The 14,402-nt window shown below is 36.6% G+C and carries 15 protein-coding genes; 10 read left to right on the top strand and 5 right to left on the bottom strand.

The genetic code is table 11. The annotated features are described in order from the left end of the window. Positions 1 to 71: 71 nt before the first annotated feature. The 4 genes from hmpA to QUG14_RS06665 all read left to right on the top strand — a co-directional run bounded on the left by hmpA (position 72) and on the right by QUG14_RS06665 (position 4,080). Positions 72 to 1,313, top strand: coding sequence for an NO-inducible flavohemoprotein (hmpA, locus tag QUG14_RS06680; RefSeq protein WP_289339741.1), 1,242 nt, complete (start codon positions 72 to 74; stop codon positions 1,311 to 1,313). A 90-nt stretch (positions 1,314 to 1,403) separates the two neighbouring features. Next, positions 1,404 to 2,180, top strand: a complete 777-nt coding sequence (locus QUG14_RS06675) for an SGNH/GDSL hydrolase family protein (protein WP_289339740.1) — start codon at positions 1,404 to 1,406, stop codon at positions 2,178 to 2,180. Between the two features lie 15 nt (positions 2,181 to 2,195). Then, positions 2,196 to 3,107 carry an ABC transporter ATP-binding protein gene (locus QUG14_RS06670; RefSeq protein WP_289339739.1) on the top strand — a complete coding sequence of 304 codons (912 nt, stop codon included), beginning with the start codon at positions 2,196 to 2,198 and terminating at the stop codon, positions 3,105 to 3,107. Next, positions 3,100 to 4,080: an ABC transporter permease gene (locus QUG14_RS06665; protein WP_289339738.1), complete on the top strand. Its 981-nt coding sequence runs from the start codon at positions 3,100 to 3,102 to the stop codon at positions 4,078 to 4,080. Before QUG14_RS06670 ends, QUG14_RS06665 begins: the two co-directional genes overlap by 8 nt. A gap of 204 nt (positions 4,081 to 4,284) precedes the next feature. Here the strand turns inward: QUG14_RS06665 and QUG14_RS06660 are convergent, their stop codons facing one another. Next, a complete protein-coding gene (locus tag QUG14_RS06660; RefSeq protein WP_289339737.1) occupies positions 4,285 to 5,508 on the bottom strand; it encodes an NAD(P)/FAD-dependent oxidoreductase in 1,224 nt (407 codons plus the stop codon). A 292-nt stretch (positions 5,509 to 5,800) separates the two neighbouring features. On the opposite strand from QUG14_RS06660, the gene QUG14_RS06655 reads away from it, so the two are divergent. Continuing rightward, positions 5,801 to 6,385, top strand: a complete 585-nt coding sequence (locus QUG14_RS06655) for a hypothetical protein (protein ID WP_289339736.1) — start codon at positions 5,801 to 5,803, stop codon at positions 6,383 to 6,385. Between the two features lie 20 nt (positions 6,386 to 6,405). Then, positions 6,406 to 6,531, top strand: coding sequence for a hypothetical protein (locus QUG14_RS06650; RefSeq protein ID WP_289339735.1), 126 nt, complete (start codon positions 6,406 to 6,408; stop codon positions 6,529 to 6,531). Between the two features lie 36 nt (positions 6,532 to 6,567). On the opposite strand, the gene tatA is transcribed toward QUG14_RS06650, so the two are convergent. Both tatA and QUG14_RS06640 read right to left on the bottom strand, forming a co-directional pair. Beyond that, a complete protein-coding gene (gene tatA, locus QUG14_RS06645) occupies positions 6,568 to 6,780 on the bottom strand; it encodes a twin-arginine translocase TatA/TatE family subunit (protein WP_289339734.1) in 213 nt (70 codons plus the stop codon). A 31-nt stretch (positions 6,781 to 6,811) separates the two neighbouring features. Next, entirely contained in the window at positions 6,812 to 7,834 is a 1,023-nt protein-coding gene (locus tag QUG14_RS06640) for a M42 family metallopeptidase (RefSeq protein ID WP_483310795.1), read from the bottom strand. A 236-nt stretch (positions 7,835 to 8,070) separates the two neighbouring features. On the opposite strand from QUG14_RS06640, the gene QUG14_RS06635 reads away from it, so the two are divergent. Continuing rightward, a complete protein-coding gene (locus tag QUG14_RS06635; protein ID WP_289339732.1) occupies positions 8,071 to 8,382 on the top strand; it encodes a hypothetical protein in 312 nt (103 codons plus the stop codon). 35 nt (positions 8,383 to 8,417) lie between these two features. On the opposite strand, the gene corA is transcribed toward QUG14_RS06635, so the two are convergent. Beyond that, on the bottom strand, positions 8,418 to 9,368 hold the full coding sequence (corA, locus tag QUG14_RS06630; RefSeq protein WP_289339731.1) for a magnesium/cobalt transporter CorA: 951 nt from the start codon (positions 9,366 to 9,368) through the stop codon (positions 8,418 to 8,420). 168 nt (positions 9,369 to 9,536) lie between these two features. Here corA and QUG14_RS06625 point away from each other — a divergent pair, with 168 nt between their 5' ends. The 3 genes from QUG14_RS06625 to QUG14_RS06615 are packed head-to-tail and all read left to right on the top strand — an operon-like array spanning position 9,537 to position 13,060. Next, a complete protein-coding gene (locus tag QUG14_RS06625; RefSeq protein ID WP_289339730.1) occupies positions 9,537 to 10,865 on the top strand; it encodes a spore germination protein in 1,329 nt (442 codons plus the stop codon). 27 nt (positions 10,866 to 10,892) lie between these two features. Next, complete coding sequence (locus QUG14_RS06620) at positions 10,893 to 11,963, top strand: GerAB/ArcD/ProY family transporter (RefSeq protein WP_289339729.1); 1,071 nt, start codon at positions 10,893 to 10,895, stop codon at positions 11,961 to 11,963. Then, positions 11,960 to 13,060, top strand: coding sequence for a Ger(x)C family spore germination protein (locus QUG14_RS06615; protein ID WP_289339728.1), 1,101 nt, complete (start codon positions 11,960 to 11,962; stop codon positions 13,058 to 13,060). Before QUG14_RS06620 ends, QUG14_RS06615 begins: the two co-directional genes overlap by 4 nt. A 39-nt stretch (positions 13,061 to 13,099) precedes the next feature. On the opposite strand, the gene QUG14_RS06610 is transcribed toward QUG14_RS06615, so the two are convergent. Continuing rightward, positions 13,100 to 14,275: a TIGR04053 family radical SAM/SPASM domain-containing protein gene (locus QUG14_RS06610; protein WP_289339727.1), complete on the bottom strand. Its 1,176-nt coding sequence runs from the start codon at positions 14,273 to 14,275 to the stop codon at positions 13,100 to 13,102. Positions 14,276 to 14,402 lie beyond the last annotated feature (127 nt).

Genomic DNA, 14,402 nt, shown 5'->3' with positions numbered 1-14,402 from the left:
CACTTACTCCTTGTGTGTTATCTCATATAATCACTATATAAATAGTAATAACTACATAAGGAGTGTTCGTTTTGTTAGATCAAAAAACAATTGATATTATTAAATCAACTGTCCCTGTTTTAGAAAAACACGGAGAAGCCATTACAACTCGTTTTTATCAATTAATGTTTGGAAATCATCCTGAACTGTTGAATATCTTTAACCATGCAAACCAAAAACAAGGTAGACAGCAAAGAGCACTTGCAGGAACGGTGTATGCCGCAGCTCAATATATTGATAACCTTGAAGCAATTCTTCCTGTTGTAAAACAAATTGCCCATAAACATAGAAGTCTAGGGATTAAAGCTGAACATTATCCAATTGTTGGAAAGCATTTATTACTAGCCATTAAAGAGGTCCTAGGTGAGGCAGCTACTGATGAAATCATTGATGCCTGGGCGAAGGCGTATGGTGTAATTGCTGATGCCTTTATTGCTGTAGAAGCTGAAATGTACGAAGAAGCTTCTTCACAAAAAGGTGGTTGGGACGGTTTCCGCAGTTTTGTGGTTGATCGCAAAGTAAAAGAGAGTGATGTCATTACATCTTTCTACCTAAAACCTACGGACAATAAAGAAATTGCTCAATTTCTTCCAGGTCAATATATCAGCATCAAACTCGAAATTGATGGCGAGGAGTTCACCCATATTCGTCAATATAGCCTATCGGATTCACCTGGCAAAGATTATTACCGAATTAGCGTAAAGCGTGAATCTGGAACAGCGAATCCAGACGGCATGGTATCTAATTACCTTCATGACGTTGTTACAGAAGGCGAAATCTTAAAGGTAAGCGCACCTGCTGGGGATTTTGTCCTTGATACTGATAAAATTACACCTGTTGTTTTATTAAGCGGCGGAGTGGGATTAACGCCAATGTTGAGTATGTTAAAAACAGTGGTTGAAGTCCAGCCAGAAAGAAAAGTAACGTTCATTCATGCTGCGGCAAATGGGAATGTTCATGCCTTAAGAGAGGAAGTTGAAACACTATCTTCACTGGGCAATGTAAACTCATTCTTTTTCTATGATTCACCAACCGAAGAAGACCGAGAGAACAATAACTTTGATGTTGAAGGCTATGTGACACAAGAGTGGATGGTAACCAACATTCCAACTGTAGAATCAGACTTTTATTTCTGTGGTCCACTGCCATTTATGAAATCAATCAATCAATCTTTGAAGAATTTAGGAGTAAAAGAAGACAGAATTCATTTTGAATTTTTTGGTCCAAAAGACAGTTTAGAAGAAAGTGTGAAGAAAGAACCGGTTTCCGTCTAGGAAATCGGTTTTTTTGTGCGTTGAAAGTTTGATTCAGCCGGTAATTGTGATTAAATAAAAGGTAGAAAAGGCCAGAAAGGATGAAGCTTTTTGAATAAAAATGTCATACGGTCTGTAACCATGGTTTCAGTATTTTTTTGCCTCCTCTGGCTGGTGGGGCTTGGCTGGGCAGTAGCTGAATATTATGCTGGCAAACCAGATAAAATCCCAGAGAAAACCAATATTGAAAAGAAAACAGAGGAAAAAGAAGGGCTGCATATTGTTGCCTTAGGTGATTCCTTAACGAGAGGTACAGGGGATGAAACTGGGAAAGGCTATGTTGGAGTCCTTATGGAAGAAATAAAGGAAAAATCTAAGCAAGACGTGACGCTTACGAATCTGGGTATTAGTGGTCAACGGTCTGACCAGCTAAAGCAGCAAGTTCAGCAAACAGAAGTTAAACGCCAAATTCAAACAGCAGATATGGTATTAGTAACAATGGGCGGAAATGATTTGTTCAGAGGTGGACAAGGGTTAGTTGAGTTTGACCCAGCAGGAATAGAAGCAATTAAGAAAAAATTCTTGGAGAATATGAATGTTATTTTCCAGCAGATTCGGACAAGTAATCCAGATGCAAATGTTTTTTTCATTGGACTATATAACCCATTTATTGAGTTAGAAGCGGGAAAAGAAATGTCAAAAGTCGTTCGCCATTGGAATTACCAGAGTGCGGAATTAAGTGCAACGTACCCAAAGATTGTATTTGTACCAACATTTGATCTTTTTGAATTAAAAGTAAATGATTATCTTTATACCGACAAGTTTCATCCAAATACAAAAGGGTACCGTTTAATTGCTGAACGTGTGGCTTCATTGCTTACCTGGTAAGGAGAGAAAAGTAAAATGGAGAAAATAACTTTATCAGTACATAATTTAAAAAAGGTAATCGGTAAAAAGGAAATCATTAAAGGGATTAGTTTTGACTTGAAAGAAGGCGAGGTCTTTGGATTCTTAGGTCCAAATGGCGCAGGTAAAACAACAACCATCCGAATGTTAGTGGGATTAATCAAACCCACCTCAGGAAGCATTCAGATTGGTGGATATAATATTGAGGAAAACTTTGAGGAAGCGATGAAACATCTCGGCTGTATTGTTGAAAATCCTGAATTATATCCGTATTTATCTGGTTATGACAACCTGCTTCATTTTGCGAATATGCTTGATGGAATTGGCAACGAGCGGATTAGAGAAGTGACTGAACTTGTGGGTCTAAAAGATCGAATTCATGATCGAGTAAAAACCTATTCTCTTGGGATGAGACAGAGACTAGGGATTGCCCAAGCCTTGCTAGGAAGACCCAAAGTATTAATCCTTGATGAACCAACGAATGGGTTGGATCCTGCAGGAATCAGAGAAATGAGGGAGTTTATTCGCTCCCTTGCAGAAGAGGAAGGACTGAGCGTTCTCGTTTCCAGCCATCTGCTGAGTGAAATTCAATTATTATGTGACCGAGTGGCGATAATTTCAAGAGGAGCGGTGATCCGAACAGATTCGGTGCGCAACTTGTTATCGAATAGAGAACGAGTTATATGGCGTTTCCATCCAAAGGAGGAGGGGAAGCAGTTATTGCGTTCTGTCACCACAATTGAAGAAAAAGAAGATGGTTCAGTTTCGACGGAATTCGATGAAATTAAAACCGCAGAGTGGAATAAAATTCTTGTGGAAGCAGGAGTAGCTGTTACTGAAATGAATCGTAAAATGCCAGTATTGGAAGATTTATTCCTCGAATTAACCGGGGGTGATTCGATTGAATAAATTGATTCAAAATGAAATGATGAAGCTTATTGCTAAAAAGCGTCTAGTTGTAATCGCGATTATTATTAGTATTTTGGTTGCAATGTTCACCTATGCCCAATTTAAAGAGGTTGAAAGACAAAGAGAAAAATTAGGAACCGACGATTGGCGTACGATGATCCAACAAACCATTATTGACCAGCAAAACCGAATCAGCAGTGCCCGTATTTCAGATGAATGGAAAAAACAACTGCAAATTGCTTTGCAGCAGAATCAATATTATTTGGATCATGACATTAACCCTTCAGAGCCTGGTGCTCCGACGTTTATGAGGATTTTTTTAGAAAACTCTATTGAATTATTTATCCCATTAATGGTGATGGTTATTGCTAGTGATATTGTTTCTTCTGAACATAGTCAAGGCTCTATTAAGTTATTGTTAACTCGTCCCGTTAAAAGGTGGAAGGTATTACTGAGTAAGTATATAACCCTAACTTTTGCAATTTCATTAATTGTAGCGATTGCTGGGCTCCTTTCTTATACTATTTCAGGCATGGTTTTTGGTTATAAAGGTTGGGGAGCACCGGTTTTGACAGGTTTTACTGTGAATGATGCAGGCTTAGATACAGCCAGTGTAAAATTAATCGATCAATGGCAGTTTCTCTTAATGGATTTTGGACTTGTATGGTTTGTCGCGATTGTCGTTGGGACACTTTCTTTCATGCTATCTGTTTTAATTCGTAGTACGGCTGCAGGGATGGGTGTTATGTTGGCAGCGCTCATATCAGGAGCTATCTTAAGCAATATGGTTTCTTCATGGGAGTCGGCTAAATATTTCTTTATGGTGAATCTAAAGTTAACAAATTATATGAATGGTAACCCGCCGCCAATTGAAGGGATGACCCTGTCCTTTTCAATGATGGTTCTACTCGTATGGTGGGCTGTTGGATTATTTGTTTCATTTTTTGTATTTACCAAAAAAGATGTCTATTAAAACGAATTTATCGAGTTATTCTTATAAATATAAGGAATAACTCGTCTTCTTGTTCGCAAATATTATAGAAATAAATAAACCACCTTTCCAATGGAAAGATGGTTTTGTTGCCTTAACCTGGGGGGATTAAGGCAAGGTATGATAAGGGATATTTTAATCAATGGCAAGAAGGGGAGGGAATCCTTTTTCCATTGGGATCACTACTTACTGATTTGCTGTAACTTTCACTGGGTCTTTACTAACTCCAAAGTGCTGTTTAATGATAAGGGAAGGTCCGCCAAGGTTCAATAAATAGCGAGCTTCAATTACTTGCTTCATAAAGGCACCGAATAAACCAGAAAGTCTAAAGTTACCAACTTTCCCTACTGCTGCAAAGTTTCCAATTGAAGCAACAGATCCTTTATGATGGTATTCGAAAGCTTTTAAGCTTCCGCCTCTTAGTGTAGTAACAATATTCTTAGCACAAACATCGGCTTCCTGGAGCGCAACCTGTGCAGTAGGTGGAAGAGCATTTTTATCATCCTTCATGAATAGGGAACAGTCTCCAATACTAAAAATGTTTTTCCTGTCCTGAACGCGAAGGCATGAATCTACTGGGAGTTTGCCTCTTACAATCGGTAATCCACAGTTTTGAACAATCGGATTGCCTTTAACTCCACAGGACCAAATTAATGTACGAGTTGGAATCTCGATATCATTTTCAAGTACAACCTTTTCAGGTGTACATTCTAAAATTTTGGTTGACATATGCATACTGATATTAAACTTTTCTAGGACCTCAGTTGTGTATTGGATGGATTCCTTAGGGAAGAACGGGATGACAGATGCGGCTGCCTCTACAGCCACAATTTTTACATTTTCAAAAGGAACATCATATTTTTTGCAAAGCTTAGGAAGTCCTTCTGCTAATTCACCTAACATTTCTAATCCAGTAAAGCCGCCGCCTGCTACTACAAATGTTAAACGTGATGGATCTTTGTCTTCTTTATAAAGAGTTAATTGTCTAATGATTTGATTATAAATGGCTTTTGTACTTCTAAAGCTGCGGATTGCAAAAGCATGTTCCTTAATTCCAGGAATTCCAAATGTCTCAATATCAAAACCTAAAGCAATTAATAGGTAATCATATTCTACCTTTTCGCCACCTTCAAGATGCACCTCTTGCTTTGTAACATCAACACCGGTAACATTGCCCTTTTTAAAATTTGTTTTTTCAGGATTAATCAATTCTGGAATCTCCATCGCTATTTGACGGTCAGCCGCTGTACCTGCTCCAGTTTTATGGAGTTGTGTTGTAATATAGTGGTATTCATGTTTATTGATTAAGGTAACATCTGCTTCGCCAGACTTAAGTAATTTTTCTAGTTTCTTACTTGTTATGATTCCACCGTATCCGGCTCCTAAGATTACTATTTTTGGTTTGTTCATTTTAAATCCCTCTCCTATCAATAAATAAGTTATCTACGAATTATTATTGTGAAACACTTCACATTATGATTTAAAAAAATATAGAGCATCAAACTCGATCTGATTGTGAAGTATTTCACATATCTTCTATATTCATAGAATACGATATCTCTAATTTAGAAACAAGTGGTATATACATTTATATTTGTCGAATTGGTAAATTTTTTTCCGACAAATAGGGAATGTTAAATTCGTGCCATAAATAACTGGTTAAATTTTCAAATGATAAGCAAGAAAGAAGGAGATGGTAATGATGAAAAAAAGAATGTTAATCATCGTGCTAGGTTTATTACTAGCTATTCCTGGCTGGGTATCGGCAAATGTAGAAGTGCCAGATACAAATGGTAAACAAACTGAAAAACCTGTACCAGGATCACATGATAAAGAGGGTACTGAGGAATGTGATTGTGAAAAGCAGGAGCATATGCATAAGAATTGGCAGGCAAAAATGGCTGAGCGTGAACAAAAACTGCTAACATGGGTTGATCAATATACCCCAGATAAAAAAGCAGAGTGGACAAAAGTATTAGCTGAGAAAAAGGATTTAAGAAACAAGTGGCTGAGTCCTGAAAATGCAGAGAAACGTGAAAAGTGGAAGCAAGAAAAGATGTCGAAAATTCAAGAGTTGAAGAAACAATTAGACGAAGGAAAGTTAACAAAAGAGGAATTTGTTCAAAAAGCACATGGCGGTAAGGCGATGGGGAATTGGAAAACCTTCCATGACTTGAAGGCAGCTGTTGAAGCGAAAAATGATAAAACTGCAGCAGAATTATTAAATCAACTGCTAGATCAGTCCAAACAGCATAACGAAAAAATAAAGGCAATGTTAGCAGAATAGAATAGTGGAGGGGATTCACGTTGGCCAGAAATCGATTTTTACTGACGACAGCTGCATTAGGGGCAGCCTATTTACTTAGAAATGATAAAACAAGGAAGAAATTAATAAATCAACTTCAGAACTTTGCGGATAAATCGCGAAGATAAAAAATTGCAAGCTGCGATAGTGCAGCTTGCGTTTTTTTACTTTTTAAGATTAATATCCTTCTTTGCTTCGTTCAGGTCATCTTTAAATTCTTCTTTAATGTCATTGGTTAATCCTTCTGTTGCGCGCTTGAATTCACGAAGTGATTTACCAAATGCACGACCTATCTCAGGCAATTTATTCGGTCCAAAGACAATTAAGGCGAGCACCAGAATTAAGATTAAGCCGGGTACACCAATGTTTGAGAACATATCGAAACCTCCTGTTTTATAGAAAATTATTTTATATGACTAAACTGGATTGGACGTAATGAAACAAAAGCTTTGCTGTATTTTCAATTGATGATTCGTGTGTCCGTTCAAAAGCATGGGAGGAATCAATCCCAGGTCCAATTAACCCGTGTACGATGTCGTGACCAGAGCGAATCGCTGCTGATGCATCAGAGCCATAGAAGGGGTAGATATCGAGTTTGTATTGGATATTGTTTTCTTCAGCAAGCCGTACTAAGTTTTTTCGGAGTTCGTAATGGTAGGGTCCACTTGCATCCTTCACACAAATAGATACTGTATACTCATCGGTTGATTGTCCATCGCCCATTGCCCCCATATCAACAGCCAAATACTCAACTGTTTCAGGAGTAATATTGGAATTTCCACCGTAACCAATTTCCTCATTGTTAGAAATTAAGAAATGGGTGGTGTAAGGTAATTCAATATTTTCATTTTTTACTTGCTTAATTAATTGCAGTAATATGGCTACACTTGCTTTATCATCTAAGTGACGGGATTTAATAAATCCGCTTGGAGTTACTTCTACCCGTGGATCGAAGGAAACGAAATCTCCTACTTCAATTCCCAGTGCTCTTATATCTTCGGCATTATGTACTTTTTCATCCAATCTGATTTCCATATTTTCTTGATTACGCTCAGCCTTTCCGGCGTCCTTGTATACATGGACAGAGGTTTGATGCATAAGGATGGTCCCCGTAATTTTTTTACCACTGCTTGTTTCGATTTGGCAATATTCACCTTCAATCGAGTTATACTTAAAGCCGCCAATCAAGTCAATCTTTAGTCTGCCGTTTGACTTAATTTCTTTAACCATGGCTCCAAGAGTATCAACGTGTGCCGTAAGCATACGATGCTGACTCGTATCTTTCCCAGCTAATGTTGCAATAAGACCACCTTTACGGTTTCTTCTTGTTTCAACTTTTAATTCTGCAAGGTATTTTTCAACATAGGAAATCACTTCGTTGGTATTTCCTGATGGACTTGGGATCGATACTAAATCCACAAGTAATTTCATTGTTTCCTCTGTGTTTTTGTTTGACAAAGCTAAATCCCCTTTCTAAATAACACTCTTTCTTATTATAACATCATAATTAAAAATCAATCGATAACAAAACTATTCAACTTATTTGGTGTGCCTGCATAGCATAGGAAGTGTGGAATTTTTCCTTTTCGGGATAAATAGTACAGTAATTGGTAATAAAAGGAATAATTCTAAATTATCAAATAATAATCAGGTTTATGGGGGAAAAAATGACCAGATTAGAACTATACCATCAAAAAACGAAGCAAATTTCCTGGAAGGGACCATTTTTTTTCATACTAATTTTTATCCTTTTGACAGTGGGTTTCTATGTCGGACGACATTTTTATCAAAGTACAATAAAAATTGAATCACCAGAAGAAAATCTCGGTTCCAAAGTCGTCATCCATCTGCCCGACGGGAAAGCAGTATTTACCTATGAAAATTATATTATTGAAAAAGATGGAAAGACCTACTATAAGGGAGAGCGGAATACCATTGATTTAACCGGTGGAACCGTTACGTATGAAAATTGGGAATAGACAAAGAAAAAGACTAGCATGCTAGTCTTTTTAATCTATTTAAACCATCCTTTCTTTTTAAACCATAGTGACATCCCCATGCCCACGAGAAACATTAGGAATAGCGTAACAAAATAACCATACTTCCATGTTAATCCAGGCATATAATTAAAGTTCATCCCGTATATACCCGCGATAAAGGTAAGGGGCATAAAGATGGTTGTAATAACAGTAAGGACTTTCATGACACGGTTTGTTTGATGTGAGTTTAATGTTATGTAACTGTCACGAATATCAGTTGCTAATTCACGATTTGCTTCCACCATTTCGGTTAACTTTAATAAGTGATCATGGATATCTGAAAAGTATTCTATCTTAACTTGCATAAAAGATAATCGCTGTGAATTAATAATTCGATATACAAGATCTCGCATCGGGGTAATAGTATGCCGTAAAGTAAGAAGGTCATGCCTTGTATCAAATAAGTCCTCTAGTAAAAGCTCCATCTGTCGTCCCTTGGAATTCTCATCAATTTCATTTAATTTATCATCAATCTTATTAACGAGGGGAAAGTAATTATCAACCATCTTATCTAGTACGTGATATAAAACTTGAGATGGATTCCACTTCTTACTATTTGTTGTAAGACTAACCCGATTCCATACCTCATGAATCTCAATAGAAGGTTGTAGATGGAATGTAACAATGAATTTTTCAGCAAGAAAAAAATTTATTTCTTCTTTTTCTAATGTTTCCTGATTTAATACTTGCGTAACAAAAAAGGTAAAGTCTTCATAATAATCGAGCTTTGGGCGTTGCAATGTATGAATACAATCCTCAATAGCTAAGGGATGGAAGTGAAGTGGATTTCTTAATAACTCGACTTCATTATCATCTGGCTGGTAAAAATCAATCCAAGACCATAGATAATTTCCCCCCAGTATCTCAGAAACACCGATGTCCTTTATTATTTCATAATTCTCATTTACAGCTAGGGTTTTAATCATATAACACCTTTTCTTCCATAATTCTATACTTTCTTGTAATGATACTTATCCATCATACCGATAACATAGTAATATTTCAAAAATAAACAAAGCCTATACAGATAACGGAATAAAATACCATCCATCTAGGAAAGGTAAGAAGAATGAAGTTGTAAAGAGGGTAAAATAATGGCATCTCATGAGGTTCAAAAGCTCCAGGAATCCATAAAAGAACAATTTCAAAAGTCAGAAGACGTTGTCTTTAAAGAATTACATACAAATGAAAAATATATTGAAGTATTTTATATCAAAACGATTTGTGATGAAGGCCAGATGCAGACATTCTTGATAAAACCTTTTTTTGAGATTATTTCGGTCCGAGGATTTTTGAACTATCTTCAATCACATCCAAAAATTGCTCCGTTTGAAAGTCAGCAAAAAACGGTGAATGAAGTGATTCAGGGGGCAGCAGTACTTTTCTATCAGGAGAAAATATTCCTCCTTGATACGAAGGTTGATAAAAATAATTCCGTTATCGATACAACGGTGGAAACAACCATTCTCGGACCACAATCAGGATTTAGTGAAAGTCTTTCAACCAATATTGGTCTCATACGGAACCGCTATCCGGCTTTATCATTAATGGTTGATTCCATGAAGATGGGAACGATATCGAACACCTCTGTTAATCTTCTCTATGATTCAAGAAAAGTAGACAAAGACACTTTGGAAAAAGTGAAACAATTTCTTTCATCCATACAGATTGAAATGTTTCAGTCAGGTGAACAATTGCTAGACTTTACAAAAAAAAGTCAACGTTCCTTATTTCCAACCTTAATGGTGACGGAAAGACCAGATCGGACAGCCATTAATCTTGCCGCCGGGAAAGTAATTATCCTTGTCGCTGGTTCACCATTTGCCGTGATCATGCCCACTGTTATGAAGGATTTAATGGCCTCGATGGCGGATATCTATCAAACATTTTGGATTGGAAAATTTCTATTGCTGCTTAGGTATATAGCATTAATGACAACAATTACGCTCCCGGGACTTTACGTTGCTCTAACAAGTTATAATCCAGAAGTCTTCAGAGTTCAATTAGCACTTTCCGTTGCTGGAAGCCGTCATGCTGTTCCATACCCATCGTTTATTGAGGTTTTTCTGATGCTTATTATGATGGAGTTACTACTGGAAGCAAGTATTCGGCTTCCAAAAGCGATTGGACCAACGGCAACAACCGTTGGAGGGTTAATTTTAGGACAGGCTGCAACGGCTGCTGGTCTTGTAAGTAATATTATGATTATCATTGTTTCTTTAGGGGCGATTTCAAATTTCGTCATTCCAGTAAATACCTTTAGTTTTGCAGTGAGAATATCAAAATACTTCATTTTAGCTTTATCTATATTCTTTGGTTTAGTTGGTGTGATTATCGGGTTATTCATGTTAATCGCCTATATGGTAAGTCTGGATAGTTTTGGGAAACCATTCTTAACATTAAAGGAAGAAAAACTAACTTAAGTGGTTCATAAGGAATTGAGTGGTAGGATGAATCGTTATTTTTTGTACTTAGTCATGTTAAATATGCTGACGAATGTCATTATTTTTGTTCCAAAATATCTGATTCAATATCGGTTTGATGGATTGCTAATAAGCATATTGATCGCCATGATAATAGGGATGGGCTTAATGTATGTGGATACAATTGTGTATGCAAGGTTTCCTGGTCAAGGCTTACCTGAAATTCTCGAACAAGGATTGAATAAACCATTAAAGATAATCATACTTGTGAGCTTTTCTTCCTTTTGGTTTGTAGCAGGTCTTTTATCTCTTTTAGGTTATATCGATATTCTTCATCGAATCATCAATCCAGAACTATCAAAGGTTTGGTTACTGGCAGCCTTTTTAGTAGTACTTGGTTTCGTTATCCAATTGCCTACTCAAAAGGTTATGTATTTACTTGAAATTATTTTATGTTTAAATGTTCCATTTATCGGATTCGTCTTCTTTAAAGCTGTGACTAGTGACTATTTAAATTGGGATTCTATTTTCGAAGTGGGCACTCATGCAGCAACAGTGCCGAAATTAAATCCAATCGCAGTTGCAAGTTATATATTCTCTGGATACGCCAATATTATTATCTTTAACCGCTTAATTAAAGAGAAAATCAAAAGCATTAATTTTGTCATTATTTTATTTATTTCCATCTTAACTCTGTTTACTTCTGTATTCGTACCAATTGGAATGCATGGCAGTTATGGAGTAGAGGAGTACATCTACCCATGGATTATTACAGCAGATTCTCTTCGGCTGCCTTATAGCCCCGTTGAGCGGGTTGTGTTTATTTTTCTAATGCTATATATCAACATAACTTTAATCAGTGTTTCCGTTCATTGGCATGTTGCTTTTGAATTGATGAAAGGAGTATATACGAATAATAATAGTAAAAAGAAAAATCGACTGTTAATGGCTTTCTTTTTTGGTCTCTCGATATTAGTTATTCTTCGAATTGATTTTATGCACCCTGAACTTATTTCAATGTACTGGTTAATTGCAAGATTTTTTGTTGAAATCATTGCGGTTATAGGATTTTTCTTTTTCCTTAGGAGGAAGATATGAATCACTATCTGAAATTACAAGGTGTTTTGTTCATCTTAATCTTACTGACTCCCTCTTTATCTGGCTGCGGCTTTAAAGACATAGATAAACGGATATTCGTGGTTAGTGTAGGTGTGGACCCAGCCAAAAATAGCGATAAAAAGTTCCTTATTAGTCTCAAGTTAGCAGTTCCCAATGTACAAGAAGTATCAAACGAATTTGTTATTATCTCCGAAGAAGGTGATACCATTGCCGAAGCGGTAAGAATAATGAAGGCAGAAGTAGACAAAGAACTTGATTTCAGTCATGCCAAATTAATCGTATACAATGAGAAAATTCTTAAGCCCGAAATAGACAAAAATCTTTATTACTGGTTTATCAGAAGACGCGATTTCCAAGAAATGTCTTGGGTTACGATCGGAAAACCTTCAGCACTAGAAGTATTAAAACTAAAGCCTAAAACTGAACGCCTTCCTTCCAACTCTCTATTCCTAATATTGGGTAAAGATGGTTCAGAATCGACTTATGTGATTTCCGAATTCCTTTTTGATTTTAAAAAAAGATTTAGTGAAAAAGGAATGGATCCCTTTCTGCCAATTATTGAAGTTAAGAAAGATCTTTTCGAAGTAGATAAAGTAGGTTTATTGGATAAGAAAGGGTTGAAGATTAAATTTACTCCTAAAGAAACCATGATCTTGAATTTCTTTTTAAATGAAGAACCAAAAACTGCTTTAAAAATAGTAAATGGGGAACAGTCATTTGTCATTGATATCCAAGGTGTAAAAACGAATTATAAAATAATGACTGATAATCAAAAGCAACCTTATATTAAAGTGGATATAGATTTGCAGGGGAGAATAGAAGAAGCGCTTTTTGATGTTAATAATAAAGACTTGCGGAAATATGAAAAAATGGCCAACACGTACACAAAAAAACAGGTTTATGATGTACTGGTCAAATTACAAAAGTCAAAGGTAGATCCTATCGGTTTTGGTTTACGCTATCGCAGCAGACATTTCGAGAAGGATGATTGGGAAACGTGGATGAGATTGTATCCAGAAATAAAATTTAAAGTTAACGCAAACGTGCAAATTAAAGATACAGGATTAATTGAATAGTAAAAGGCATTCCAATAGGAATGCCTGCATTGCTGCTTATTAGACCATCTGTTCAGATTTCTTACGCATTGCTTGTGGAATATAAACACAGAATGGTTCACTTTCCATATAGTCACCGGTAACAGCATACGTTCTTGAACGTGAGCCTCCACAGATTTTGTTGAATTCACAAACACCACATTTGCCTTTATAATTGTCAGGCTGTCTTAACTCTTTAAAGACTTTCGCTTCACGGTATATTTCCGCTAAAGGTGTTTCTCTGATATTACCACCGACGATAGGCAGTAAGCCGCTTGGCATTACATCGCCAATATGGTTAACGAATACAAAGCCATTTCCGTCATTTACACCCTTTGGTGCACGTTTTAAGCCATCGTGCATGGAAGCGAAATCAGTTGTAATGGAATCTTCGTAGCGAATTTCTCCTTTTTCAATGACATGGTCACGAGCTTTTTCTTGTAAAACAACACGACGGTAATGCTGTGCAGCCGTTGTTTTAATATCGTAAGGAGCTGTTTTGCTTAGTTGGTACAACCAACGGAAAACTTTTTCATGCTCCGCAGGTGTGATACATGCATCCATTTGACCTCGTCCAGTCGGAACAAGTAAGAAAATATACCACATAACAGCACCAAGCTCTTCTACAAGCTTAGACATTTGTTCGAGATGGTCATAATTATATCGGGAAATGACGGTATTAATTTGCAAAGGCATTCCCAATTCATTTAAATATTTAATTTTTTCAATGGTTAAGTCGAAAGAACCAGGCACTCCACGGAATTTGTCGTGAATTTCTGCTGTCGGTGCATCAAGACTTAAGCCCCAACGAGAAAGACCAACTTCCTTTGCACGCTGCATTTTTTCCTTCGTAACATTAGGAGTCGCACTAGGAGTCATACTAACGCGCATTCCTTTTTTAACTGCATAATCTGCAAGCTCAAAAAGGTCTTCCCTCATCATACAATCTCCGCCTGAGAAGACAAGCATCGGATTGTCCATTTCATAAATTTGATCAATTAAATTTATTCCTTCTTCATGTGTTAATTCACGAGGGTCTGGAGTTAACTGTGCGTCAGCACGGCAGTGTAAACATTTCAATTGACATGCACGTGTTACTTCCCAAATGACGATAAACGGGTTAACGTCATAGTCAATTTTTTTCATTCCATGCGGATGGCCCATTGCATGTGGATGTCCTTTACTTAATCCTTGCATACTTATCACCAAGATTCATAATATTTTTAAAACCAATTAAAAACCATAAAAAATGTTTCTATAGGTTTATTATAAATTTCTCTTTTCCTTGTGCATGCAAGGATTGTTACAATATTTCATAAGGTTT

The organism is Neobacillus sp. CF12 (genome assembly GCF_030348765.1).
GTDB lineage: Bacteria > Bacillota > Bacilli > Bacillales > Cytobacillaceae > Neobacillus.
The sequence above is the reverse complement of the archived record's forward strand: the minus strand, read 5'-3'. Positions and strand labels throughout refer to the sequence as shown.

Coding starts and splice junctions, on each gene's coding strand:
- QUG14_RS06660 (WP_289339737.1), bottom strand. CDS start 5,508: ATGAACAAACCAAAAATAGTAATCTTAGGAGCCGGATACGGTGGAATC.
- QUG14_RS06625 (WP_289339730.1), top strand. CDS start 9,537: ATGGCATCTCATGAGGTTCAAAAGCTCCAGGAATCCATAAAAGAACAA.
- QUG14_RS06670 (WP_289339739.1), top strand. CDS start 2,196: ATGGAGAAAATAACTTTATCAGTACATAATTTAAAAAAGGTAATCGGT.
- QUG14_RS06615 (WP_289339728.1), top strand. CDS start 11,960: ATGAATCACTATCTGAAATTACAAGGTGTTTTGTTCATCTTAATCTTA.
- QUG14_RS06655 (WP_289339736.1), top strand. CDS start 5,801: ATGAAAAAAAGAATGTTAATCATCGTGCTAGGTTTATTACTAGCTATT.
- QUG14_RS06635 (WP_289339732.1), top strand. CDS start 8,071: ATGACCAGATTAGAACTATACCATCAAAAAACGAAGCAAATTTCCTGG.
- corA (WP_289339731.1), bottom strand. CDS start 9,368: ATGATTAAAACCCTAGCTGTAAATGAGAATTATGAAATAATAAAGGAC.
- tatA (WP_289339734.1), bottom strand. CDS start 6,780: ATGTTCTCAAACATTGGTGTACCCGGCTTAATCTTAATTCTGGTGCTC.
- QUG14_RS06640 (WP_483310795.1), bottom strand. CDS start 7,834: ATGAAATTACTTGTGGATTTAGTATCGATCCCAAGTCCATCAGGAAAT.
- QUG14_RS06620 (WP_289339729.1), top strand. CDS start 10,893: ATGAATCGTTATTTTTTGTACTTAGTCATGTTAAATATGCTGACGAAT.
- QUG14_RS06610 (WP_289339727.1), bottom strand. CDS start 14,275: ATGCAAGGATTAAGTAAAGGACATCCACATGCAATGGGCCATCCGCAT.